Source organism: Chryseobacterium cucumeris (assembly GCF_001593385.1).
GTDB classification, from domain to species: Bacteria; Bacteroidota; Bacteroidia; order Flavobacteriales; family Weeksellaceae; genus Chryseobacterium; species Chryseobacterium cucumeris.
Map to the genome: position 1 here is coordinate 222,639 of NZ_LUVZ01000034.1, position 22,660 is coordinate 245,298.

A 22,660-nucleotide genomic window follows, 5' to 3' on the forward strand; every position below is an offset into this window, starting at 1 on the left:
GAACCCAATTAATTCCCTATATTTGTATCAATAAATCTATTTATCAAAATGAAATTTTTTATTGACACAGCTAATTTAGAGCAAATCAAGGAAGCAAGAGACCTTGGAATTTTAGATGGTGTAACAACCAATCCTTCATTAATGGCAAAAGAAGGAATTCAGGGAGCTGAAGCGATCAAAAACCATTATAAAACGATCTGCGAACTTGTAGACGGAGATATTTCTGCGGAAGTTCTTTCTACAACGTATGAAGAAATGATTAAGGAAGGAGACGAATTGGCTGCTATTCACCCGAATATCGTTGTAAAAATTCCGATGATCAAAGACGGAATCAAAGCTTTAAAATATTTTTCCGATAAAGGAATCAAAACAAACTGTACATTGATCTTCTCTCCGGGGCAGGCTCTTTTGGCGGCTAAAGCGGGAGCAACTTATGTTTCTCCTTTCTTAGGAAGATTAGATGATATTTCTACAGACGGCTTGAACCTTATTCAGGAAATCAGATTGATTTTCGATAACTATATGTACGAAACTGAAATCCTGGCAGCTTCTATCCGTCACTCAATGCATATCATCGACTGTGCTAAAATCGGAGCTGATGTTATCACATCTCCACTTCCTCCGATCTTGAGCTTATTGAAGCACCCATTAACAGACAGCGGATTGGCTCAGTTTGTTGCAGATTCTCAGAAATTAGCATAATCACTGATCCTTATTTAGATATAAAATATCCCGGAACAATGTAGCGTTTCGGGATATTATTTTTATGGTGGTCTGTATATTATTCTTTCAGGATATTTTTCACAATCTTACACGGATTCCCCACGGCCACTACATTCTCGGGAATATCTTTCGTTATCACGCTTCCAGCTCCAATCACCGAGTTATTTCCGATAGAAACACCTGGAAGTACAACCACATTTCCTCCCAACCACACATTATCACCAACTGTGATCGGATGTGCATATTCCAGACCTTCATTCCTTTGCTGCACATCAAGCGGATGGCCTGCAGTATAAAAACTGCAGTTGGGTCCGATAAAAACGTTATCACCAAACTCTACTTTAGCACAATCCAGAATAACGAGGTTATGATTGGCATAGAAGTTCTCCCCTGCTTTTATGTTATATCCGTAGTCACACCAGAAATTGGGTTCTATACAGATATTCTCTTTTATACTGCCAATAATTTGCTTAAGAAGTCTGTATCTGTTTTCTGTATCGGAGTTTTTCAGACCGTTGTATTCCTGGCACAGATCTTTGCAGGCAATACGTTCCTGAATCAGTTCTTTATCATAATTGGCATTGTATAAAAGCCCTGCTGCACATTTTTCCTTTTCTGTCATGAGATATAACTTTGGTTGCTATTACTTATTGTTCATTGAAGATACTAAATATATCATAACATGATGAATTGATATTTATCATTTTTTTCTTCAATGTCTTTTGTTAAAATAAAAAACAGGATGACAAAAATGCCATCCTGCAGATATTAGAAAATATATAATTTTACTTGAACAAATCCGGTTCTATTTTATTGTTATTTTTTAATTGGTCTTCTTTTGCTCTTTTTTCAATATTCCTGTACATTTCATTCATATCAATGCTTTTACCATCCTGATTCTTCATTTGCACTACAGCTCCTGCCGGAAGCGTGCTCATGGTTTGCTTCATATCTTTTGTAGGATCAGCAAGATAATCTTTCCAGGCTTTTTTAAACTGCTTTTTGCTGATCTCTATTTCTTTCCCTCCCAAACCTATTGTAATGAGACCAGGTATTTGAATATCTTCCTGCGAAGCAGCTTCCGTTTTCTTATTACCGATCAGGGTTATTATATGTGAGCCTGTAATGTCCTCAATTTTAACAATAAGTCCCGGCAATCCATAGAATTTATAAGGACCATCCTGAAAAGGAATATCTGTAGAAAACCATGCTACCCAACTTCTTCCTCCATAATTGGTAGTTGCTTTTTGGGTATTATACTCTCCGATTTTCTGCTTTTCAGGAAGTATTTTCCATTCAGGCTTTTGATCTTCCGGCATTTTATAGCTGGTATTCCCAATGTTTTCTGAGAATGAAACACTGTAATCCGGATACTTTTTTGTAACCGTTGAGGAAATTGTACCGGGTTTTATATTTTTTTTGATATTAATGCTGCTCCCAAATCCTCCTTTCATCTGCTTTGCAATATCTGCTTTTGTTGTTGAATCTGCAACAAACTTTTCGCGACTGTAATATTTAGATCCGTTTTTATCAATGTCCAGAAACATTATATCACTTTTCACATCTGCTTTATTGGTAGAATCAGCGATGTATTTATAGTCATAAAAGAATCTGTTGACTTGTGCATTGGCAAAAACCCCTAAAAATGCTAGTAAAATCAAATATTTTTTTCCCATAATCTATGCTAAATTGTATTAAAAAGGCTTTGCCAATCTGGAACTGACAAAGCCTGATGGAACTTTATTTCTTTGTTTCAATTCTTATTTCCCCTTCGGTCCCTTTTACAAGACTTCCTTTAATAACTCGCATACTTGCGATATTGTCAGGTTTCAAAGTATTAATATCTTCTTTCGAACTCTCTCTTCCGTCTATATAGTATTTGTATCTGGAATCGTCACCGGGGCTTATATTGAATTTTTTAACTCCATTCATTGAAATATTGCCATTCCCGTCTTTTTTAATAAAGTCAGCATGCATTACCATCACATTAGGAGAAGAACTTACCATCGTAAAATTACCTCCTCTGAAATTTTGTGCTGTTTTTTCTGCTTCCACGCGTGCTTTTTCAGCTTCTTTTCTTATTCTGTCCGCATCAATTCTGATTCTTTCACTCTGTACTCTGATTCTATCACCTTCAGCACGTGCTCTATCACCTTCTACCCGTGCTTTTTCTCCTTCTATTCTGGCCCTAGTGGCTTCTTTCATTGCTTTTTTAGCTTCGGCCATTGCTTTGCGTACCTCTTCTTTTTCCTGAGCGCTCAGATCCTTATAGTTAACAATTCTGTTTGTTTTAAAATAGGTTATTTTGGGTTCTTTTGGCGCTTTAGGTGGGGCTGGAGGAATGGGCAATTCTCCTATTTTCGCAGCTGCTTTTTCCGCTTTTTTTGCTGCTCTTTCTATTTTTCGAAGCTCTTTTTTACTGAGAGGTTCCATATTCTCGAGCTCCTTCATCTGATTCTTCCATTCAGCAGAATTGAAATACTTATCCACTTCAACTTTTGAAGCAATTTCTCCTATCTCTGAAGCAAGATTGCTTATTTCTTCTATTTTATCGCTGAAGAGATCACTTTCGGGATCCAAACCTTCCAGCTCTTTCTCTTTTTCTTTTATTTTCTTTTCAAGTCCTGAAATTTTTGTATGGTCTTCAGGCGATACGGTTTTTAGTTCTGCAATTTTTTCCTGACCTGATTTTTCAGGTCTTATCGTATCTTTCTTGATTTCTGAAACGACTTGTTTAATGGAAAGGTTTGTTTCTTCAATTTCTCTGTTTTTAGCATTTACCAGATAAGCAAAAGCGATAGAGAATACAACCGGCAAGGCAAAAATTCTTCGCGCATATCCGAACTTGGTTTTTGGTTTTTGTAACATCTTAAGTCTTTTTTTAAGGTTTGAACTTAGAAACGGACTGGTAACAGGCAACTGTGTTCCGGAAAAGTGGCTTGCTAAAAGCATCTGCGCAAATGCTTTGGTGTCCGATTGTTTTACGGCTTTTTTATCAGCCAGATATTCATGGATTAGATTAATTTCTCTTTTAATAAGATGAAAGAACGGATTGAACCAGAAAACAGAGGTTATAATCTCGATAAAGATCTTATCAAAAGAATGTTTCTGCTCAATATGTACCATTTCATGTTTTAAAATCTGTTTTCCGATATCAGAATTCAATGTGATTGTATTCTTCCAGAACAGGTTTTTAAAATAAGAAAATGGAGCTTCGGTAAGGTCTGTACGGTAAAAATTGATCCCGTCAAAACTTTCTTTCTGAAATTGGTTTTTAAACTGCTGGATTTTGAAAATCCCAAACAACAGCTTCCCTAAAAAATAGAGAGAAACCAGTCCCAGAGCTGAAAAAATAATGTTAAAATAAAGGTTACCATTGTCTATGTTTTTTTCTGTGTTAAAATTCTGAATCTTGTCAAGAAGCATATACATATCACTATTTACTTCTATCGTAAAATCATCTATTCTGATGAGTGGCAACAAAAGTGATATCACAATGGCACCCAAGAGATAAAATCTGTTATAATGATGGAATGTCTTGTCTTTTAATGACAACTGATAGTACAAAAATGTTACACCTGAACATAAAATAGTTTTCCCAAAGTATAAAAGTATTGCTTCCATAGGTCTTAGTCTTTCTTTTTGAGTTCATCTAATAACATCTCAAGATCTTCTACTGTCATTTCATTTTTTTCAACTAAAAATGAAACGGCACTTTTGTAAGAACCTTTAAAGTAGTTTTTCACAAGGCTCTTCATGGTTTTCCCGGAATACTGTTCTTTTGAAACCAGCGGAAAGTATTCATGCTGCCTTCCGTATACATGATAGTCTACAAATTCTTTATCCTTCAATACTTTTAAAATGGTGGAAACAGTATTTGTGTGTGGTTTTGGCTCCGGAAAAAGATCAAGCACATCCTTCAGGAAGCCTTTTTCTAATTTCCATAAATACTGCATTACCTGTTCTTCTGCTTTTGTTAGAGTCTGAATTTTCATATTCCGTTCATTTATCAATTAAAGTGATATACAATCATCTCATTCTATATCACTAATAAATTAGTTATACAAATGTAGAAATAAAAATGAATCAAACAACTATTTTTTTAGTGATAAAACATTTTAAAAACTAACCGACTGAAAATCAACGCAATAAAAATAGTTAAAATTTATTAAATTTTGAATGGATGGAAATACTTGCTGTTTATTTTACAGAAAATCATTCAATTGTATTGCTTTTTTACACTAAACAGGTCCAATTGCTCAAAGATTTTCAACTCTTTTAGTAGCAATCCTTGTTAAGATTTAAAACCTTAACAAGGATAAGTACAGATCAAAAAATAAGGTTAAAAAAAATTCATAATCACAAATGTCAGATTCAAAGTAAAATTTGTCCGATTGATCAGATTTTAAGAAAAACATATCTCAAAAAGTCCTGAACTTTGAATAAAAACAAAGAGATATGAATAGTTTTTTGAAAAAATTAAAAACAAAAAACATCCTGGTGATAGTACTGTTTGTCTTTATTGGGATTCAGTTTTACAGACCTGAAATTGTACAAAAGCCCATAACAGGAGAGATTCATGTGCCTACTGAAGTAAGAGCGATCCTGCAGCGTTCGTGTTTCGATTGTCATTCTAATCAGACAAATTTGAAGTGGTTTGATCAGATTGCACCTGCTTATTGGCTGGTGGCAGATCATATAAAAAAAGGAAAAGAAGGACTCAATTTTTCTGAATGGGATAAACTTGCTCCTCCTGCACAAAATGCAAAACTTTGGGAAGCTTTTAACCAGATTAATCTGAAAGCAATGCCTCTAAAAAGCTACGAATTTCTTCATCCCGAAGCAAAACTTTCTGAAAATGATATCCGCATCCTGAAAAACTATGTGACTTCTCTTGCTCCAAAACAAAAACCAGATACTGCAAAGGTTTCGGCTTATAACAAACAGCTTCAGCAAGTCGTCCATACTCAGGCATCCAAAGTATCATTCCCTACTGCACCGAATGGGATCAGCTATATTCCTGATTATAAAAACTGGAAACCGATAAGTTCTACAGAAAGGTTTGATAATGGAACCATGCGTATCATATTCGGAAATGATATTGCTGTAAAAGCGGCAAAAGAACATAAAACAAATCCGTGGCCGGATGGAACCATAATTGCAAAAGTAGCATGGGACCAGATAATAGATAGTGATGGGAATGTCACTACCGGAGCCTTTAAACAAGTGGAATATATGATTAAGGATTCCAAAAAATTCGCTTCTACAAAAGGATGGGGATGGGCAAGATTTTTATCTCCCAAACTTGAACCCTATGGAAAGACAGCAGATTTCGCCAACGAGTGCATCAGCTGCCACCGCCCTATGAAAGACAATGATTTTGTATTTACCTCTCCTCTTAACCATTAAGCTATGAAGAATCTGATTGTTTATTTAATAATGTGCGTATTTGTTGTGAGCTGCAATTCCCAAAAAGAATATGAACCTGTGAATCAAAATGCGTCCCTTCCTGAAAATTTTGATTTTAATGCCATGAACTTAAGGGTTGTAACCTCTTCGATCAATCATAAAAAACAGACTATGATGACGCTTTACGGCACCGATTCAGCAATTGATGATTTGAAGGAGAATGCTGGAAAAGTCAATAGTAAAGAAAGAATACTGGCATTGGTTACCTGGTCGCAAAAGGACGATCCTTATTGGTATGGGGCTAAAGTCCCCAATAACCTTCTGTCTGTAGAAGTTATCAAAAGTAAACTGCCTTTCTCAGAAAACTCAGAAATTCTATATCAAAAATATAAAGGGAAAGAATTGAAGAAGGTGAACGCAGATGTTACAAACAGAGTTTCTACAATTCTAAGTATGAAACCTTCAATCATGCCTTAACACAGGATTTTAAAATCACATATAAAAAATAGTATTCATTAAAAACTATTAAAAAAATGGAAAAATTTACATTCGGTTCAAGCCTGGTTACGGGATGTCTTTCTGCAGCGCTATTTTGTGTTTTTATAGAAATCTCAGTGCTAAATAACGGACGTGCTGCCGTGCCGTTATTTAGCTTTTGTATCTTTGTGACTGCTTAACTGCCTGATTTTTATTTATGATCTATGCAAAATATATAAATACCAACGGAAGAAAAGTATTCAGGATTGATCCGAGAATCATTCTCTTCAGTGCTCTTTTTATGGGGATTCTTGCTTCAGTGCCCAAAATACTGCGTATGCATATTACATTGGGAGAGCTGACAATAGATTTTTCCATCTCCTTTTTATTCTCACTGTTTGTATGGTATTTTAATATCTACAGTCTGCCGAAATTTTCTATTCAGAATATATCTACGAGATTTTTCAATAAAAAACTGGTGATCAGCTTATCCATCGGAGTAGTTGTCATGGCAGCCATAGTGCTCCTTCATCATATTATATTTCCCAAGTATGGATTTAATACCATGGTATTGATGTACGAATTCCGGGGCGTATTGATCAATCTGACGATTTATATGTTCCTGTATCTTTTGTATCAGACTTATAATTCTCAGCAGATTAAATTTGAACTTGAACAAATCAGAACGGATAATCTCAATGCCCAATATGAATTACTGAAGCAGCAGATTAACCCTCATTTTTTATTCAACAGTCTCAATACACTGAAGTCTATGATTGACATAAAAGATGAAAGTTCCGGAGATTTTGTGGTAAGGCTTGCGGATTTCTATCGCTTTACCTTAGACAACAGAAAAATGGATCTTATTCCCTTAAAAAAGGAACTCACAATTCTGGATGCCTATGTTTTCCTTCTGACATCGAGATTCGAAGATGGCATAGAGTTTAAAATAGATATTCCGGAAGAGATCTTAAATTCATACATTCCTCCGTTTACGCTGCAGCTTTTGTGCGAAAATTGCATCAAACACAATATTGTATCGCTGGCCAATCCGTTAATCATAAAATTATACAGTGATAACGAATATATTATTATTGAAAATAATTTCCAGCCCAAGAATATTCCCCAGGAATCCGCAGGAATAGGAATTGAAAATATCAGAGAACGTTACAAGCATTTTGCTGAAAAAGAACTTACCATATTGCATAATGATCATAATTTCACAGTAAAATTACCCATAGTAGATGAAAGTTTTAGTAATAGAAGATGAGATAAAAACCGCAAAGGCATTGGGACGGATGATCGCTGCAGTACAACCGGAAGCTACCATTGTACAGTATATTGAAAGTGTTGCTATGGCTGTTAAATATCTTTCTGGTACTGAAACTCCGGACATCATATTTATGGATATTCAACTGGCAGACGGAAACTGTTTTGAGATATTCAGCCAGGTCAGAATAAAAGTGCCTGTCATTTTCTGTACGGCCTTTGACGAGTATGCAATAGAAGCTTTTAAAAGTAATGGAGTGGATTATATCTTGAAACCTTTTGAGAAAAAAGATATTCAGTCCGCTTTTGAAAAGATCAATAACCTTAAAAACTTCTTTCAAAACAATAATCTGACAACAGGAAGAGGAAAAACCAATTTTCTGGTCTTTTCCAATAATAAATACAATAATATTCCTGTTGACAAAATTGCCTGCTTTTACAGCCAGTTTGGAAGTACTGTACTGGTGACTTTCGATCAGAAAGAATATTCAGTTCCACAGTCATTGGATGAGATCGGGCAGCTGGTTTCAGGAGCTCAGTTCTTCAGGATTAACAGACAATATTTGATCAACTTTACAGCTATTGTTGAAGTGGAACATTATTTTTCACGAAAACTTCTTGTCAGTCTGAAAATTACCACCCCGGAAAAGCCATTGGTCACCAAAGATAAAGCCTCCCGTTTTCTTCAGTGGCTGGAAGAGCGATAAAACAACTAACTAAAAGCAGTATATAAAATAATTTAATCTCGAAAGCTAATATTTTGCCCGATCAGAAATAGTTTTTGCACAGCAATAAAAAAACGAGCTCAACTACCGCTCAAAATAAAGAATAAATAAAATGGATCAAAAAAATATTATTGCAGACGAATTTATTCGCTGTAAATTTGATTTTCTTGGTGAGGACTTTCTGGAAGGGCTTAAAACTCAAACACAGAGAAATAGCAGAAAGTCTGGGAACTTCACGGGAAGTGGTAAGCAAAGTCCTGAAAAAAATTGAAAATGAAGGAAAAATCGTTAAAGATGAAGAAGGTAAAATATGGGCTGCAGATCAAATGCTTTTACCATTAAATAAATAATAACATATACATTAATATTAAAATCTTTTCTAAATGAAAAAAATACTTTTTATCGGAATGGTGCTTATAGGGATTATAAGCCTTTCGTCATTTATTAAATCGGATGATTCAAGAGGTACAAAACCTGCAAAATCAATTTATGATTTTAAGATTGAATCTATCGACGGCGGAAAAATTGATTTTTCTGAATACAAAGGAAAATACATTCTTATTGTAAACACAGCCTCCAAGTGTGGATACACTCCTCAATACAAAGGATTGGAGCAACTCTACAAGGATTATGGTGATAAACTGGTTGTGGTAGGTTTCCCTTCTGATAATTTTGCAGATCAGGAATTTCATGACAATGTTGATATCAAATCTTTCTGCGAAAAGAACTATGGAGTCACTTTCCCACTTACCACTTCAGTGGATGTGAAAGGTTCAAAAATCACTCCTGTATTCGATTATCTTACTCACAAATCTCAAAATGGAGTAATGGACGCCACCATAAGCTGGAATTTCAACAAGTTTCTGATCAGCCCGGAAGGAAAATTACTGGAACATTTCGACTCTAAAGTGGTTCCTGAAAGTGATAAAATCACTCATTATTTCAAATAAATAATCTTTACAAAACACTACTATCATTATGAGTAGTGTTTTTTTATCCTTCTACAAAATATTTTTTCACACTAAATGTCCATTCGGATGCACGAATTGAGTTGTATTAACAATTTAAATTGCAAAAATCATGTCAATAAAGAACTTGAAGACGTCATTTTTACAACAATGGTTCATATACATTATAGAATTGTTAAATTTTATTAAATAAATATTAGAATGTATTTGTTTTAACCGGGAAATTATATTTATTTTAGTGCTTTAAAAATTTCTCATGAAAAGATATAATTTATTGATTGTACTATTACTGCTTATTTTCAATGTTACGACAGCACAAAAGAAAGGTTCTCCTGCTGCCGATCTTAGTATATTAAAAGATACAAAATCAAAAATCGAAGCTACCGTTCCATTGGTTATTCAGCATCTTCAAACGATCTCCACAAAAGAAGGCGATAATAATATTTTGAATAACGGAAAGATTGCTTTGGGTAGAGAATATGGCATTTTAGAGTCTGAATGGTTTTTATACAGAAACAATATGAAAAACTGTATCCTGAACAATTCTTCTAAAAAAGCTAAAAAATGTATGGAATACCACAACAATATGTTGAGAGGTACGATGATCAATTATAATAATTATATTACTAACCTTACAAGAAAGAACGGATATCTGGGTGTTGAAGGAGATACAAAATTTGAATTCAAACCTGCTGATATTGCTACAAAACTAAGTGAAGCTTACTTCAATGCAAACGATGCTGCGGGAAGAATGAAAGCGGATCAGAAAAGAGACTTTTTAGGGCAGACAATGTCTGATGACAACAAGCTTACTCCTTACGCTCAACTGGCACAATAATATCTAAATCATATTAAAAACAAAAAAGAGAACCGCAATTGTGGTTCTCTTTTTTGTTCAAAAGCAAAAAATCTCCGCCGGAAAAAGCAGTTTTGTGGTACTAATCATAAAACCCTTGGGGAAAAAGTAGAAAATTAGGCAGAGATTTTTTTGCATACACTCTACAGATCAACTGTCCTACCCATGATCTGTAAGAGCTTTACAAAAATAGGACTATAGCCTTCTGCTGGCTGAAAATACCTGTAGAATTAAATGTTCAAAACTGTAGAACTAATACTACTTCTCATTATAGAAGTAAAGCACCTCAAAAAAGGTACTCTACAATTACGTTTGACTTACTTTATTCTATTTCCACCAGTGGTAGTAATTATGCAGTCCGTCATATTCAAACCCGCAGCGTGGATACAGCGTGTTTCCTATATCATTTGTTTTTTCGGTTTCAAGCATCAGTCCACACGCTCCTGTTTCTTCACACCATTGTTTACTGCGGTCAGTTAATGCCACAGAAAGCCCCTTCCCTCTATAATCAGGATGAACAAAAAGATCACTTAACAGCCATTGTTTTTGCAATCTGGTATAGTGAAATAATTTGTAAAGCTGTACGAATCCTACGGCTTTTCCGTCTGCTACAGCAAGGAAAATATCAGACTCACTGTTTAAAAACCGTTCTTTGAGAAAAGCCTTCCCTTTTTCAAGATCCGATTCCTGTCTGTAAAAAATACGGTAAAGATTGAACAATTCAGCCGTTTCATCAAGATCCTCAAGACTTGCCTTTTTAATCATGTAATTCATCGTTATATCTATTTTTATTAACACGGCAAAAATAACTTTAAACAGGACCAGTGATATCATCCAGAATCATATTAAAACCATAGTCCAGACAGACTTACCCTGATCTTTATTAAATTTCGCAATGAATACCGCATGTTTCGGATTGTATTGTTCTGAGGAACTATAGATTTTTGCAGAATAAAATCAAACCAATGAAAAACATTGTTCATACCATCAAAAATACAGACTGGCAACACATTACGGAAACAATACATCAAAACGGATATGCCATCATTCCTGATCTGCTGTCTGAGGAAGAATGTGAACTATTAAAATCAGATTACGATCATTCTTCTCTTTATCGTAAAACAGTCGTCATGGCCAGACATCGTTTTGGTTTGGGGGAATATAAATATTTTACTTATCCATTACCCGAAATTATTCAAACCATACGGACAACCATTTACCCATATCTGGCTTCTATTGCCAATGCATGGTTTAAAGCTTTACATATCGACACTCAATTTCCTTCAGATCATCAGGAGTTCTTAGATCAATGTCATCTTAACGGCCAGCAAAAAGCTACGGTTTTAATTTTGAAATATGGAAAAGGTGGATTTAACACCTTACATCAGGATCTATATGGAGATATCTACTTTCCTATTCAAATTGTATTAATGCTCAGTGAACCTGACAAAGATTTTACGGGTGGCGAGTTTGTGCTTACCCAACAGATTCCGAGAGCACAGTCAAAAGCCATTGTTTTAAAACCTAAAAAAGGGGATGTGCTTATTTTTACAACTCAATTTAAACCGGAAAAAGGAACAAAGGGGTACCACAGAGTCAATATGAAACATGGAGTAAGTGAAGTGAGAGAAGGAAATCGATATGCGTTAGGAATTATCTTCCATGATGCAACCAGCTAATTATTAAGTCAACTATGATTCGGCATTCTCAGATCACAGCCGAAAGTCTTAGAAGTAAAATCCACCACCGAGACATTTGTTATGGAGGGAATAAAAAATTGAAAATCTACGGATTACTCAGCTGTCGATCAGGAAAAAGAATGAAGATGGAAAACAGGGTTTTCTTTACAGGTGAGAAAGAAGCTTTAGAAAATGGCTATCGTCCGTGTGGTCATTGTATGAGAGAAGCTTATCAGCAATGGAAAAACAAATGAAACGATGAGAAATGAATAAAAAAAGAGAAGCAATACTTACTGCTTCTCTTTCGTTTAGTAGCGGGAACCGGACTCGAACCGATGACCTTCGGGTTATGAGCCCGACGAGCTACCTACTGCTCCATCCCGCGGTATATTTTTAGAGTGTTTACCGAAAACACTTGCTTAGTAGCGGGAACCGGACTCGAACCGATGACCTTCGGGTTATGAGCCCGACGAGCTACCTACTGCTCCATCCCGCGGTGTATTTTTAGAGTGCTTACCGAAAGCACTTGCTTAGTAGCGGGAACCGGACTCGAACCGATGACCTTCGGGTTATGAGCCCGACGAGCTACCTACTGCTCCATCCCGCGGTATATTTTTAGAGTACTTACCGAAAGTACTTACTTAGTAGCGGGAACCGGACTCGAACCGATGACCTTCGGGTTATGAGCCCGACGAGCTACCTACTGCTCCATCCCGCGATATTGGATTGCAAAGGTACGAATATTTTTTACAAATCCTAATTTTTCTTTTAAATAAAGGACTTTTATGAAAACTATTTTATTATTTGTATCTTTGTTTTATGGCAAAAATATTAAAAATTTATCCGGACAACCCACAGGAAAATCTTGTGAATGAGGTTATTAAAACTTTAAACAACGGCGGGCTGATTATCTATCCTTCTGATACGATTTATGCTTTAGGCTGTAATATTTTTGATATCAAAGCCATGGAAAAACTGGCTCAGCTCAAAAAAATGAAGCTTGAGAAGTCAAAATTCTCAATTATCTGTAATGATCTTAGCCATCTTTCGGATTTTACAAGACCTATCGATACCTCTGTCTTCAGATTTCTGAAAAGTCATCTTCCCGGACCGTTTACTTTCATTCTCGAAGCCAATAAAAGTTTACCTTTAGCATATAAAGGACATAAAACAATTGGTATCCGTGTTCCTGACCATCCGATCCCTCAGCTTATTGTTGAAAAACTAGGTCACCCGATTGCCTCTACTTCCATTAAAGATGATGATGAAATTATCGAATATTCTACCGATCCTGAACTTATTGCAGAAAAATATGATCATCTGGTAGATATTGTTATTGATTCAGGATATGGAGATAATGTGGCTTCTACTATTGTAGACCTTACTTCAGGAGAACCGGAGATTATCCGTCAGGGAAAAGGGATCATTTAATTCAAAGTTCAAGGTTTAGGGTACTTAATGATGAGTCTTACCGGGAAATATGCTGTAGGGATTTTACTCACGTTTACTATTTTAGCTGCAGCAATGCTGTATGCTTTTCCGGCTGTCACAAGGATAACCGGAATAAAAGGAATTACAGAAGTCAATTTCTTTCTCAGCAGAATTACGTTATGGATAATTCTCATTCTCGTATTTCTCTACACTATTTTTATTGAAAAAAGTGCTTTTTTACTTAAGGAAGAGACAAAATATTCAGCTGCATTTTATGTCAAAGCTGTACTGAGCTTATATTTTATCTGTTTGATTGGCGGAGGAATTCTGAATGCAATCATCCTGTTTTTTATAGAGGAAAAAATAAGCAATAAGCTTCTCAACCTTGTTCCCATTTTTAGAAATAACTATTTTTTAGTTATTTTTACATGCCTTACAGCTGCTATTGTAGAGGAATTGCTGATGCGGGGCTATGTACAGTCCAGGCTTGAAAAAATCTACAACAACCCCACCGTTGCAATTGTTATTTCATCGGTGTTATTTGGAATTTTACATAGTACTTACGGTACCATAAGCCAGGTTCTCGGACCTTTCTTTATCGGAATCGTGTTTGCTATATTTTATAAACGCTATTCAAATATTAAAATTCTGATCATCTGTCATTTTATGATTGATTTTATTGCCATGATGATGATGAATTTTATTGATATGAAACACTTATCTGTATTTTAACATTATGAAAATTATAACATCTCCTGCCAAATTAATGAACGTGGAAAATTCAACAGATCTTTTGAAATCTTCTACTCCAAGATTCATTGAAGATGCAGCATTGATACAATCTTATTTAAAAGAAAAATCGCCTAAATATCTTTCTGAGTTGATGGAAATTTCACCTAAGCTTGCTGATGAAAACTGGGAAAGAAATCAAAAATGGAAATCCAAACCTACAGCAAAAGAATCTGCTCCCGCAATGTTTGCCTTTACAGGAGAGGTTTACAGAGGACTGGATGCCAAAACACTGGATAAGAATGCTGTAGATTACCTGCAGAAAAATTATAGAATACTTTCCGGGCTTTACGGTTTACTGAAACCCTCTGATAAAGTAATGCTTTACAGGCTTGAAATGGGTCGTCCTTTTGAATTTGAGCAATACAAAAACCTCTATGAATTCTGGAGAGAAAAGATTACGGAACAATTGAATTCTGAAATGAAAAAAGGAGAAGTCCTGCTTCAGCTTGCCAGCAATGAGTATGGAAAAGTAATCGACAGAAAGAAACTGAACCATACCGTGATCGATTTCGATTTCTATGAATTAAAAGATGGAAAACTGAAGACCATTGTTGTGTATACCAAGCATGCCAGAGGTCTTGTAGTGAGATTCTGTGCAGAAACCAATGCCAAAACACTGGAAGATGTAAAAGCATTCAACTATGAAGGATACAGAATTGATGAAGAAAAGTCTACGGATACAAAACTGGTTTTTACAAGATAAATGACAATTTCAGCATTTAAAAAATATTTCAAGACAGAACTTTCCGATCTTTATACAGAGTCGGAAAGTATGTTTTTATCATCTTTATTCATTCAGCAAATTGTAGGTTTTGATTCATTTCAGCAAAGAAGATTCGCTGAACAGGAACTTTTGATTGACGATGAAGAAAAATTGTATCACCTTGTTTCGGAACTTAAAACCGGAAGACCTTATCAGCAGATATTGGGTGAAACAGAATTTTACGGAATGAAATTCTTTGTGGATGAAAATGTTCTGATTCCCCGCCCTGAAACTGAAGAGCTGTTGGAGATGGCTATCAGGGAGATTAAAGATTCAAAGTTTAAGGTTCAAGGTTTAAAGATTCTGGATATAGGAACCGGAAGCGGAATTATTCCTCTGGTTTTAAAGAAACATTTTCCGGAAGCTGAAGTTTCATCTATTGATTTTTCTGAAAACGCATTGAAAACAGCCAAAAGAAATGCAGAGTACCACCAATTGGAAATCCAATTCATTCATGCTGATTATCTCAATTTTGAACTGGCTGAAAATTACGACATCATCATTTCAAATCCTCCCTACATCGGGATTGAAGAAGAGATCGAAATTGCTGATTCTGTAAAAGAGTTTGAACCTAAAATGGCTCTATTCTCTCCTACTTCAGATGCTTTGATCTTTTACAGAAAAATTGCGGAAGATGCTAAAAAGTATTTAAATGAGAATGGACTTCTGTTTCTGGAAATCAATCAGAAACTGGGTCCTGAAACGCTGGAATTATATCTGGATTTTTCTAACGCTCAATTATTAAAGGATTTATCTGAAAACGATAGATTCATTTATGGAAAGAAATAAATAATTACCCATACCATGTTCATCAAATCACACGAAATCAACACGATAAAAATTGCAGAAATTATATCTGATGACATCATTATCCAGTCTGCACAAGACGGACTGGATCTTATGGGAGATATCTATTATCAAGGGTTTGATAAAGTTATTCTTCATGAAAAAAACATTACCTCTGAATTCTTTGATTTAAAAACAAAAATGGCGGGAGAGATTCTTCAAAAGTTCTCAAACTATCGTATAGGATTAGCTATTATAGGTGATTTCAGTAAACATGAAAGTAAGAGCATGAAGGATTTTATTTTTGAAAGTAATAAAACAGGACATGTTAATTTTGTAAGCACTCTGAATGATGCATTGAATAATTTTTCAAAGTAGACTCTTTCTCAACCCTTTAATATTAAAAATACTAATATTTTTCGTTATTTTCAAATATCTACACCTCAATATCATCATATTTTAAGATTTCTTAGTAGAATAGAAAGATTTGCATAATAAAAACCATCTTATTGATTTGTAAATTATGTAAAAATTTAAACCAAAATATGTTAATTATTAAGAGAAGTTTAGAATTAATTCTATAAACACAAACACATGAATATTTCTTTGTATATTTGCAAAAAACACGAGGGAATATGAATCTTACTTATTTAAGAGCTTATACGGCTACATAATCAATTTATTTTTTCGACTAACCGCTCAGGTGGGCATAAGATATTTCTTTATGAAGTATTACTTGCTATATCTGTTGGTGAGCTTTTGAACAAAAGGTCTCATTTGGCTATTATTTGAGCAGAACAATTCATTGTTTTAATGAATGTGTCAGTAATAACTATTGCCTTTGTAGAATTAAGCCTAAAAATATTCTTTCCCAAAAAAACATACACACAGATAAAAAATTATTAAGACATCATGATTAAAAAATTATTTCTACCAATCATTTTCGCCAGTTCATTTTCTTTCGCTCAAGTAGGGATTAACATAGCCACACCTGATCAAAGTGCAATTCTGGATGTTTACAGCCAAAATAAAGGTATGCTGATACCCAGACTGACTACAGTACAAAGAGATGCTATTGCCAATCCTGCCAACTCGCTTCTTATCTACGATACAGATAAGAAATGTTTAAGTCAGAATATTGGTACTCCTCTCAAACCGGATTGGCTTTGTATCAGCAGCAATGCCGTAAAAATGTTTTATATGCCTAGTGTTTCTTTTGACACTTCCACAACAGCCAATGGTCGAACCAAAGATTTATATACATTGTATAAAACTCAGTTTGGATCTCCAAAAGCAAAGAGTACCAGTGCTCCCGCTTCAATTCCTTTTTTCCCATCCAGTAAAGATCTTTACTATTATGTAACAGATGCAGATCCTAATGTATTCAGTAATATTTCTATTTCTGATGATGGAGTAATGACTTATGATGTAAAAGCTGCAGCAACAGACTGTTCTTTTATCAATATTGTTTTCGTTGTTAAATAATTGAGTGATGATAAAAAACAGCTCAATTTTACGATACAAAAGATATCTGTTTATTTTTTCCTTATTTATTTTCTCACAAAATATTCAGGCACAAAATGAACAGGGAACCGGTTATCCGTACTTTGTTAATTTCACACAAGGATTACAGCCTCAGGAAGCCTATAAGGTGGCTACCAGCGGTGTTCAGAATGACGCTACCTTTACTACGGACGGATTAAGACTTACCCGAAGTGTCAATAATATTTCAGGAGGAGTGATACTTGCTGATAAAATTTTCAAAAGTGACCAGGGAATCAAGTTCGAGTTTGAATTTGCTATTTATGGAGGAAATACCAACGGAGGTGATGGGATTTCTATATTCTTAGTAGATGGATCTATTCCGAAAGACCAGCTTAATCTCGGATATTTTGGTGGAGGATTAGGATATAGTTTTGTACGTGGTGGAGAATCTACGGAAGGACTGAGAGGAGGCTATCTGGGAATAGGTCTGGATGAATTCGGAAATTTTAAGACAAGCTTTAACCAAGGTGAAAGGGTTAGAAACGGAATATTTGGAGTAGGCCTAGCCGATGGACGAAGCAATGTCTCTTTAAGAGGAAAACGTGGAAACCAGTATCTGTCTTCAGCTGAGCCCGCAGGATATAACGGTTATCCGCTGCTTTACAGTATCGCAACCAATGCTTTACCATCCAGCAGCAACAGATCTGCTTATCTGGATACGGCAACAGGAAAATATATAGGTATTAAAAATACAGCACTTCAACAGTTCAGCATTGAAAGTGGCGGAACTACAATTCCTCAGAATGAAAATGATGCAAGATTCCGGAAAGCATATGTTACCCTTGTTCCCAATCCGGCAGGCGGTTACAATATAACCCTGGAAATCCAGCACGGAACAGTGAAAGAAAAGGTGATTGACAATTATTACTACCCTACTTCACTGAAATATACCGAGACTACCATTTCCAACACTACGGTAAGGACTCTGGATACTTCGCCTCCTTCTACTTTCAGAATTGGATTTGCAGCATCTACCGGAGCTGCTAAAAATATACATTTACTGAAAAATTTAGGGGTTACAAGACCTTATGCTGCTGAAGTAACAGATGATTTGTTTGCAGGTTGCCCGGGGATAAAGTCAATCTACTACCCTTTACTTAATGATGCAGCTTATTCGTCTGCAAGTGGACAAAACCCGCCAACCCTTTCGTATAACAACCTTGATTTTAATTCATTCCGTTTTCTGGATAACAATGGAGCTGTAATTCCTAATATCACAGGAGGGGTTTATACCAACAGTCAGGGAACATGGACCTATTTCCCTACTACCGGAGCACTCTCTTTCAAACCTGCGGCAGGATTCACAGGAGTAGCCCAGGTACAATATGATATTAAAGGAGGTGGAAGCAGTGGTACTGAAGCGCCTTACAACAAGGAAGAGTACAGGTCATTGCCGGCATTGGTACAGGTTAATATTTCAAGTGCCAATAACTGCAGCAAAGCCTGTGTTATTTCCAATAAAAATGTAACTCAGAAAATCACAAGATAATTGGATAAACCAGCTTTTAGGAGCTGGTTTTTTTATTTTTAACAGGATTTTCAATAAAATACTGAACAGCATCTTTGATCGCTTTATCAATAGGCTGGTATTGAACTCCCAACTCTTCTATTGATTTCTGATTAGAATAATAATTACTAATCTGCAGAGCTTTCATATTGGAAGAACTCAGATCTGTTTTAATTTTAAATTTTCTCAAAACATCACCAATTAATCCAAGGAAACTTAAAAGTTTGTTGGGAATTGGGATCATGATTGGATTTTGCCTGGTAATCCGATTCACTTTCTTAAAAAACTCTCTGTAGCTTAAGTTTTCATTAGCTAGAAGATATTTTTCGCCATTCTTTCCTTTTTCAACGGCATTTACTACTCCGTTGGCTGCATCTTCCACATGCACAAAGTTCTTCCCTCCTTTCGGATAAAAAATCAGTTTTTTCTTCCATACCCAGAAGATGATTTTCCCGGAACTTGGCTTGCTGTCATATGCTCCGATCATAAAGGTGGGATTAACAATGATAACATCCGTATTCTTACTATTTTTTAAAAGATATTCTTCCGCTTCCAGCTTACTTTGTGCATACAAAGAATGGGTAAAAGGATAGATTTGGGGTGCTTTTTCACTTCCTAGAAATGCGGTGTTTCCAAATCCTAAGGTATTGGCTGTACTCACAAACAAAAACTTTTTTACGCCCATCAATTCTGCATGGGTAAACAGATTCACAACAGCTTCGTAATTCGCTTTTCTGTATTCATCATAGCGGATAAGATTCTGGCGTGTTTCTGCCGCCACATGAATAATACAGTCAATATCGGTCAGGTAAACTGAAATATCGCACAGAAGGTCTGCTTCCACAAGCATCAGATTTTCGTTTTCTTCGCCCAGCCAGCTGCTTTTTTGGCGCACCAGAGCAGTAACAGAATAACCATTTTGTAATAATTTAAGGATAACATTAGTTCCCAGAAGCCCTGTTGCTCCGGTTACACACACTTTTTTCATGCTTCGATTTCTCTTTTTATGGCCTGGGTCATTAATGGTAACTTGATCCATATGGGTAAAATTTTCATCACCAGCCAGCTGATTGGGTTCACCATAATTACGGAATCTTTTTTAAATAATTGCCGGATGCAGTATGAAGCTACCTTATCAGGATTCAAAAGTGTTAATCTTCCCATAAAACCTTGTTTTTCTATTCTTTCACAAACATCTTTATTGGTTTTCATTGCTCCCGGATTAACAACGCTTACAAAAACATTGGTATCTTTCAATTCTTCATGCAGTCCTCTTGAAAATGAATGAATAAAGCTTTTAGAAGCAGGATATACAGTTTTAAAACCAATGGGAGAAAAAGCAGCCATACTTGACACATTCAGTATATAGGCTTTGGGTTGTTTTAAAAGGTTAGGAAGCAGCTGATGTGTCATCAGTGAGGTGGCCGCTACATTTACCTGTAAAATCGTGTTGATATAATCCGAAGAAGCTTCCGTAAATTTTTTCGTTCCTCCAAGCCCTGCATTATTTATCAGAATATGAACATCAAAAGAACAGTTGAGCCATTCTGTAAGCTTCATTACATTTTCATGCACAGAAAGGTCTGTTTCATAGTAACGAGCTTTTATATTATACTGTTTCTCGAGCTTTACAGATAATTCTTTGAGATTCTGATCCGGAAGACTTATAAGAATGACATTGATTTTTTGTTTTGCAAGATTTTCAGCAAATGATTTTCCAAGTCCCTGGCTTGCTCCCGTGACGACTGCATATGATTCTTTGGTATCCATAAGTTTAAATTGTATGGTACAAAGCTATCGTAAGGGGGATGTCTGAATGTTCCGGATTATCTGAACGAACTGATTTTAAGAACGGGAAGCTGAAATAAATAAATCACTGAAAATCAAAAATTTAAAACAAATAAAAAGTAAGAGTTTATAAACCTGAACTTATTTTCTGAATTCAGAAGGTGTTTGTCCGGTCACTTTTTTAAAAGTTGTATTAAAAGAGGTTTTAGAATTGAATCCGGATTCGTAGGCAATTCCCAAAATGGATAATTTGCTATTGGTTTCTTTCAGCAGTTTTTTGGCATAATCCACTCTATATTCATTCACATATTGGAAGAAGTTTTTTCCAAAGCCTGTGTTGATGACATAAGAAAGATGATGGGTAGAAACAGAAAGCATTTCAGCCAGTTTGATCAGGTTAAGTTCGCTGTCAAGATACGGCTTTTGTAAGCCCATAATCCCTTCCAGTGAAGTTTTAATCCTTACTAATTCTTCATCAGAAATAAGTTTTCTTTTAACTTCTTCCGGATCCGAATTTTCGTCCATAGAGATCAGTTCCTGTCTTTGTTTTTCTTCTAAAGGATAAATTTCCTTCTGTTTCAGAGAATAATATCCTACACAGTAAATAACCGACAAAAAGACGGCATTGATAAAGAAATTCAGTGATTTCGGATCATAGAACAGATTATAAATCACGTAGATGATATTCACAATAAGAAGTACAAGAATAATATATTCCAGCCAGTTCAGATTGATTCCTTCGGTATTGGAAGAAAACTGCTGGATCTTTTTCTGATGTTTCCTGATGGTAATATAGGAAAGAGCCGTATAGAAGAGGGCCTGAATCAGGATCAGAATTATACTGAGATATTGAAATGGCTTTTTATATCCCAGTTTGATCAATATAAGACAAACCAGAAAAGCAGCCGGAAGGATTAAAAACTTAACAACTGTAAGTTTAAAAGTAAAGGAAGGATTGGTATAAAACAGCACACTAAAGTAAAAAACAATAGGGGTAAAAAACTGAATAAGTCTAACCCAAAACAAGGAATGAAACTCAATGATTGAACCGGTGATGAGAAACAGTACTTCATCCAGCCAAAAAGTAGACCACAGAAAGAGAAATATCCCGAACCAGAAATTAGCTTTATAGTTTACTTTTAAAGGGTTGGCAAGCTTTAACAGAGAAAGCAAAACCAATGAACCATAGATAAGTATCACGATGAAACTGTTTAACTCTGATGTGTTCATTGGTTTTGATATTTTGATTAAAAATAGTCTTTTATCCTATTCGCTTCCTTACAAAAATTTCATATCCTAAATAGATAAGTGGAAGTGACATGATTCCTAAGAAAAGGATATTGCTCATGGCCAGCTGCGGATGCATGACAATAGAGTACACCAATCCGAAAAACGCTCCTCCAAGGTGAGCAGCATGCCCAAGATTATCCCATTGCTTAGGATTAAGCATCATGTATACTGAGTACCCGAAATATAGTGTTCCAAATAACCATCCTGGTAAGAAGTTGACACTGATCTCATTCGGAGCCATGGCTATGGAAGCAAAAATGATTCCCGAAACCGCACCTGATGCTCCAATTGCTGAATACCAAGGTTGGTTTTTATAAATCTGTAAGCTGAATAAATTCCCCAGAATCATTGATCCGAAATATAGAATCAAAAATCCTATTTCTCCAAAGAAACTAATAACGACTCCCTGGAAAAAATACAGAGAAAGCATATTAAAAAATAAGTGCATAAAGTCTGCATGCAAAAACGCAGAACTGATAAGTCTTACATATTCTTTACGATTCGCAATCGCTCCGACATTGAATTTATATTTTTCAAATAATGCTGTATTATTGAACCCCATGTAACTAAAAATACATGTGGCTGCAATGATAATGATAACAATTATATCCATTGTGTTCTTTTTATGTTATATCTGAACAGACATCTTAGT

The 22,660-nt window shown here is 35.4% G+C and carries 26 protein-coding genes and 4 tRNA genes; 17 read left to right on the forward strand and 13 right to left on the reverse strand.

Annotated elements, in window-relative coordinates:
* Positions 1 to 48: 48 nt before the first annotated feature.
* Positions 49 to 702, forward strand: coding sequence for a fructose-6-phosphate aldolase (gene fsa / locus A1704_RS16180; RefSeq protein WP_002978975.1), 654 nt, complete (start codon positions 49 to 51; stop codon positions 700 to 702).
* 79 nt (positions 703 to 781) lie between these two features.
* Here fsa and A1704_RS16185 read toward each other — a convergent pair whose 3' ends face one another.
* The 4 genes from A1704_RS16185 to A1704_RS16200 form a co-directional block, all read right to left on the reverse strand.
* Positions 782 to 1,345: a sugar O-acetyltransferase gene (locus A1704_RS16185; RefSeq protein WP_062675122.1), complete on the reverse strand. Its 564-nt coding sequence runs from the start codon at positions 1,343 to 1,345 to the stop codon at positions 782 to 784.
* A gap of 163 nt (positions 1,346 to 1,508) precedes the next feature.
* On the reverse strand, positions 1,509 to 2,399 hold the full coding sequence (locus tag A1704_RS16190; RefSeq protein ID WP_062675123.1) for a GLPGLI family protein: 891 nt from the start codon (positions 2,397 to 2,399) through the stop codon (positions 1,509 to 1,511).
* A 64-nt stretch (positions 2,400 to 2,463) separates the two neighbouring features.
* The gene (locus A1704_RS16195; protein ID WP_062675124.1) at positions 2,464 to 4,347 is read right to left on the reverse strand and encodes a M56 family metallopeptidase; all 1,884 of its coding nucleotides are present in this window, start codon (positions 4,345 to 4,347) and stop codon (positions 2,464 to 2,466) included.
* Positions 4,348 to 4,352: 5 nt separating this feature from the next.
* Positions 4,353 to 4,718 (reverse strand): BlaI/MecI/CopY family transcriptional regulator, encoded by a 366-nt coding sequence (locus A1704_RS16200; RefSeq protein WP_034695620.1) that lies wholly within the window; start codon positions 4,716 to 4,718, stop codon positions 4,353 to 4,355.
* 505 nt (positions 4,719 to 5,223) lie between these two features.
* On the opposite strand from A1704_RS16200, the gene A1704_RS16205 reads away from it, so the two are divergent.
* The 7 genes from A1704_RS16205 (at position 5,224) to A1704_RS16235 (ending at position 10,409) form a co-directional block, all read left to right on the forward strand.
* Positions 5,224 to 6,132, forward strand: coding sequence for a heme-binding domain-containing protein (locus tag A1704_RS16205; RefSeq protein WP_238590637.1), 909 nt, complete (start codon positions 5,224 to 5,226; stop codon positions 6,130 to 6,132).
* A 3-nt stretch (positions 6,133 to 6,135) separates the two neighbouring features.
* On the forward strand, positions 6,136 to 6,609 hold the full coding sequence (locus A1704_RS16210) for a hypothetical protein (protein ID WP_062675126.1): 474 nt from the start codon (positions 6,136 to 6,138) through the stop codon (positions 6,607 to 6,609).
* A gap of 217 nt (positions 6,610 to 6,826) precedes the next feature.
* Positions 6,827 to 7,879, forward strand: coding sequence for a sensor histidine kinase (locus A1704_RS16215; RefSeq protein ID WP_062675127.1), 1,053 nt, complete (start codon positions 6,827 to 6,829; stop codon positions 7,877 to 7,879).
* Positions 7,854 to 8,585, forward strand: coding sequence for a LytR/AlgR family response regulator transcription factor (locus A1704_RS16220; protein ID WP_062675128.1), 732 nt, complete (start codon positions 7,854 to 7,856; stop codon positions 8,583 to 8,585). The genes A1704_RS16215 and A1704_RS16220 overlap by 26 nt, the downstream gene beginning before the upstream one ends.
* 149 nt (positions 8,586 to 8,734) lie before the next feature.
* A complete protein-coding gene (locus A1704_RS16225) occupies positions 8,735 to 8,953 on the forward strand; it encodes a helix-turn-helix domain-containing protein (RefSeq protein WP_238590639.1) in 219 nt (72 codons plus the stop codon).
* A 33-nt stretch (positions 8,954 to 8,986) separates the two neighbouring features.
* Entirely contained in the window at positions 8,987 to 9,553 is a 567-nt protein-coding gene (locus A1704_RS16230; RefSeq protein ID WP_034695630.1) for a glutathione peroxidase, read from the forward strand.
* 274 nt (positions 9,554 to 9,827) lie between these two features.
* Positions 9,828 to 10,409 carry a hypothetical protein gene (locus A1704_RS16235; protein ID WP_062675130.1) on the forward strand — a complete coding sequence of 194 codons (582 nt, stop codon included), beginning with the start codon at positions 9,828 to 9,830 and terminating at the stop codon, positions 10,407 to 10,409.
* Positions 10,410 to 10,754: 345 nt separating this feature from the next.
* On the opposite strand, the gene A1704_RS16240 is transcribed toward A1704_RS16235, so the two are convergent.
* Positions 10,755 to 11,201: a GNAT family N-acetyltransferase gene (locus A1704_RS16240; RefSeq protein WP_062675131.1), complete on the reverse strand. Its 447-nt coding sequence runs from the start codon at positions 11,199 to 11,201 to the stop codon at positions 10,755 to 10,757.
* Positions 11,202 to 11,392: 191 nt separating this feature from the next.
* On the opposite strand from A1704_RS16240, the gene A1704_RS16245 reads away from it, so the two are divergent.
* Both A1704_RS16245 and A1704_RS16250 read left to right on the forward strand, forming a co-directional pair.
* The gene (locus A1704_RS16245; RefSeq protein WP_062675132.1) at positions 11,393 to 12,106 is read left to right on the forward strand and encodes a 2OG-Fe(II) oxygenase; all 714 of its coding nucleotides are present in this window, start codon (positions 11,393 to 11,395) and stop codon (positions 12,104 to 12,106) included.
* Positions 12,107 to 12,120: 14 nt separating this feature from the next.
* Positions 12,121 to 12,360, forward strand: coding sequence for an Ada metal-binding domain-containing protein (locus A1704_RS16250; protein ID WP_062675133.1), 240 nt, complete (start codon positions 12,121 to 12,123; stop codon positions 12,358 to 12,360).
* Positions 12,361 to 12,418: 58 nt separating this feature from the next.
* On the opposite strand, the gene A1704_RS16255 is transcribed toward A1704_RS16250, so the two are convergent.
* The 4 genes from A1704_RS16255 to A1704_RS16270 form a co-directional block, all read right to left on the reverse strand.
* A tRNA-Met gene (locus A1704_RS16255) sits at positions 12,419 to 12,491 on the reverse strand.
* 38 nt (positions 12,492 to 12,529) lie between these two features.
* Positions 12,530 to 12,602 (reverse strand) — tRNA-Met (locus A1704_RS16260).
* A 38-nt stretch (positions 12,603 to 12,640) separates the two neighbouring features.
* Positions 12,641 to 12,713: transfer RNA gene (locus A1704_RS16265), tRNA-Met, on the reverse strand.
* Between the two features lie 38 nt (positions 12,714 to 12,751).
* A tRNA-Met gene (locus A1704_RS16270) sits at positions 12,752 to 12,824 on the reverse strand.
* 101 nt (positions 12,825 to 12,925) lie between these two features.
* Here A1704_RS16270 and A1704_RS16275 point away from each other — a divergent pair.
* The 7 genes from A1704_RS16275 (at position 12,926) to A1704_RS16305 (ending at position 18,912) form a co-directional block, all read left to right on the forward strand.
* A complete protein-coding gene (locus tag A1704_RS16275; RefSeq protein ID WP_034696488.1) occupies positions 12,926 to 13,537 on the forward strand; it encodes an L-threonylcarbamoyladenylate synthase in 612 nt (203 codons plus the stop codon).
* A gap of 27 nt (positions 13,538 to 13,564) precedes the next feature.
* Positions 13,565 to 14,269, forward strand: a complete 705-nt coding sequence (locus A1704_RS16280; protein WP_062675134.1) for a CPBP family intramembrane glutamic endopeptidase — start codon at positions 13,565 to 13,567, stop codon at positions 14,267 to 14,269.
* A gap of 4 nt (positions 14,270 to 14,273) precedes the next feature.
* Positions 14,274 to 15,032 (forward strand): peroxide stress protein YaaA, encoded by a 759-nt coding sequence (gene yaaA, locus A1704_RS16285; protein WP_062675135.1) that lies wholly within the window; start codon positions 14,274 to 14,276, stop codon positions 15,030 to 15,032.
* Positions 15,033 to 15,881: a peptide chain release factor N(5)-glutamine methyltransferase gene (gene prmC, locus A1704_RS16290; protein ID WP_062675136.1), complete on the forward strand. Its 849-nt coding sequence runs from the start codon at positions 15,033 to 15,035 to the stop codon at positions 15,879 to 15,881. It begins immediately after the preceding gene.
* A gap of 15 nt (positions 15,882 to 15,896) precedes the next feature.
* Entirely contained in the window at positions 15,897 to 16,256 is a 360-nt protein-coding gene (locus A1704_RS16295) for a DUF4180 domain-containing protein (RefSeq protein ID WP_062675137.1), read from the forward strand.
* A gap of 534 nt (positions 16,257 to 16,790) precedes the next feature.
* On the forward strand, positions 16,791 to 17,363 hold the full coding sequence (locus A1704_RS16300; protein WP_062675138.1) for a hypothetical protein: 573 nt from the start codon (positions 16,791 to 16,793) through the stop codon (positions 17,361 to 17,363).
* A 7-nt stretch (positions 17,364 to 17,370) separates the two neighbouring features.
* Positions 17,371 to 18,912, forward strand: coding sequence for an L-type lectin family protein (locus A1704_RS16305; protein ID WP_062675139.1), 1,542 nt, complete (start codon positions 17,371 to 17,373; stop codon positions 18,910 to 18,912).
* Between the two features lie 16 nt (positions 18,913 to 18,928).
* Here A1704_RS16305 and A1704_RS16310 read toward each other — a convergent pair whose 3' ends face one another.
* From A1704_RS16310 to A1704_RS16325, 4 genes are all read right to left on the reverse strand, one after another.
* Positions 18,929 to 19,918, reverse strand: a complete 990-nt coding sequence (locus A1704_RS16310; protein ID WP_062675140.1) for an NAD-dependent epimerase/dehydratase family protein — start codon at positions 19,916 to 19,918, stop codon at positions 18,929 to 18,931.
* The gene (locus A1704_RS16315; RefSeq protein WP_062675141.1) at positions 19,915 to 20,700 is read right to left on the reverse strand and encodes an SDR family NAD(P)-dependent oxidoreductase; all 786 of its coding nucleotides are present in this window, start codon (positions 20,698 to 20,700) and stop codon (positions 19,915 to 19,917) included. The genes A1704_RS16310 and A1704_RS16315 overlap by 4 nt, the downstream gene beginning before the upstream one ends.
* Positions 20,701 to 20,859: 159 nt before the next feature.
* Positions 20,860 to 21,948 (reverse strand): helix-turn-helix domain-containing protein, encoded by a 1,089-nt coding sequence (locus A1704_RS16320; RefSeq protein ID WP_062675142.1) that lies wholly within the window; start codon positions 21,946 to 21,948, stop codon positions 20,860 to 20,862.
* 31 nt (positions 21,949 to 21,979) lie between these two features.
* Entirely contained in the window at positions 21,980 to 22,621 is a 642-nt protein-coding gene (locus A1704_RS16325; RefSeq protein ID WP_062675143.1) for a rhomboid family intramembrane serine protease, read from the reverse strand.
* Positions 22,622 to 22,660: the final 39 nt, after the last annotated feature.

Bases quoted from the DNA above. Each gene is read 5' to 3' on its own strand.
- A1704_RS16200 (WP_034695620.1), bottom strand. From the start codon at position 4,718: ATGAAAATTCAGACTCTAACAAAAGCAGAAGAACAGGTAATGCAGTAT.
- A1704_RS16230 (WP_034695630.1), top strand. From the start codon at position 8,987: ATGAAAAAAATACTTTTTATCGGAATGGTGCTTATAGGGATTATAAGC.
- A1704_RS16245 (WP_062675132.1), top strand. From the start codon at position 11,393: ATGAAAAACATTGTTCATACCATCAAAAATACAGACTGGCAACACATT.
- A1704_RS16215 (WP_062675127.1), top strand. From the start codon at position 6,827: ATGATCTATGCAAAATATATAAATACCAACGGAAGAAAAGTATTCAGG.
- A1704_RS16305 (WP_062675139.1), top strand. From the start codon at position 17,371: ATGATAAAAAACAGCTCAATTTTACGATACAAAAGATATCTGTTTATT.
- A1704_RS16325 (WP_062675143.1), bottom strand. From the start codon at position 22,621: ATGGATATAATTGTTATCATTATCATTGCAGCCACATGTATTTTTAGT.
- A1704_RS16210 (WP_062675126.1), top strand. From the start codon at position 6,136: ATGAAGAATCTGATTGTTTATTTAATAATGTGCGTATTTGTTGTGAGC.
- A1704_RS16220 (WP_062675128.1), top strand. From the start codon at position 7,854: ATGAAAGTTTTAGTAATAGAAGATGAGATAAAAACCGCAAAGGCATTG.
- A1704_RS16240 (WP_062675131.1), bottom strand. From the start codon at position 11,201: ATGAATTACATGATTAAAAAGGCAAGTCTTGAGGATCTTGATGAAACG.
- A1704_RS16295 (WP_062675137.1), top strand. From the start codon at position 15,897: ATGTTCATCAAATCACACGAAATCAACACGATAAAAATTGCAGAAATT.
- A1704_RS16280 (WP_062675134.1), top strand. From the start codon at position 13,565: ATGATGAGTCTTACCGGGAAATATGCTGTAGGGATTTTACTCACGTTT.
- A1704_RS16195 (WP_062675124.1), bottom strand. From the start codon at position 4,347: ATGGAAGCAATACTTTTATACTTTGGGAAAACTATTTTATGTTCAGGT.
- yaaA (WP_062675135.1), top strand. From the start codon at position 14,274: ATGAAAATTATAACATCTCCTGCCAAATTAATGAACGTGGAAAATTCA.
- A1704_RS16275 (WP_034696488.1), top strand. From the start codon at position 12,926: ATGGCAAAAATATTAAAAATTTATCCGGACAACCCACAGGAAAATCTT.
- A1704_RS16235 (WP_062675130.1), top strand. From the start codon at position 9,828: ATGAAAAGATATAATTTATTGATTGTACTATTACTGCTTATTTTCAAT.
- A1704_RS16300 (WP_062675138.1), top strand. From the start codon at position 16,791: ATGATTAAAAAATTATTTCTACCAATCATTTTCGCCAGTTCATTTTCT.
- A1704_RS16190 (WP_062675123.1), bottom strand. From the start codon at position 2,399: ATGGGAAAAAAATATTTGATTTTACTAGCATTTTTAGGGGTTTTTGCC.
- A1704_RS16315 (WP_062675141.1), bottom strand. From the start codon at position 20,700: ATGGATACCAAAGAATCATATGCAGTCGTCACGGGAGCAAGCCAGGGA.
- A1704_RS16185 (WP_062675122.1), bottom strand. From the start codon at position 1,345: ATGACAGAAAAGGAAAAATGTGCAGCAGGGCTTTTATACAATGCCAAT.
- fsa (WP_002978975.1), top strand. From the start codon at position 49: ATGAAATTTTTTATTGACACAGCTAATTTAGAGCAAATCAAGGAAGCA.
- A1704_RS16320 (WP_062675142.1), bottom strand. From the start codon at position 21,948: ATGAACACATCAGAGTTAAACAGTTTCATCGTGATACTTATCTATGGT.
- A1704_RS16250 (WP_062675133.1), top strand. From the start codon at position 12,121: ATGATTCGGCATTCTCAGATCACAGCCGAAAGTCTTAGAAGTAAAATC.
- prmC (WP_062675136.1), top strand. From the start codon at position 15,033: ATGACAATTTCAGCATTTAAAAAATATTTCAAGACAGAACTTTCCGAT.
- A1704_RS16310 (WP_062675140.1), bottom strand. From the start codon at position 19,918: ATGAAAAAAGTGTGTGTAACCGGAGCAACAGGGCTTCTGGGAACTAAT.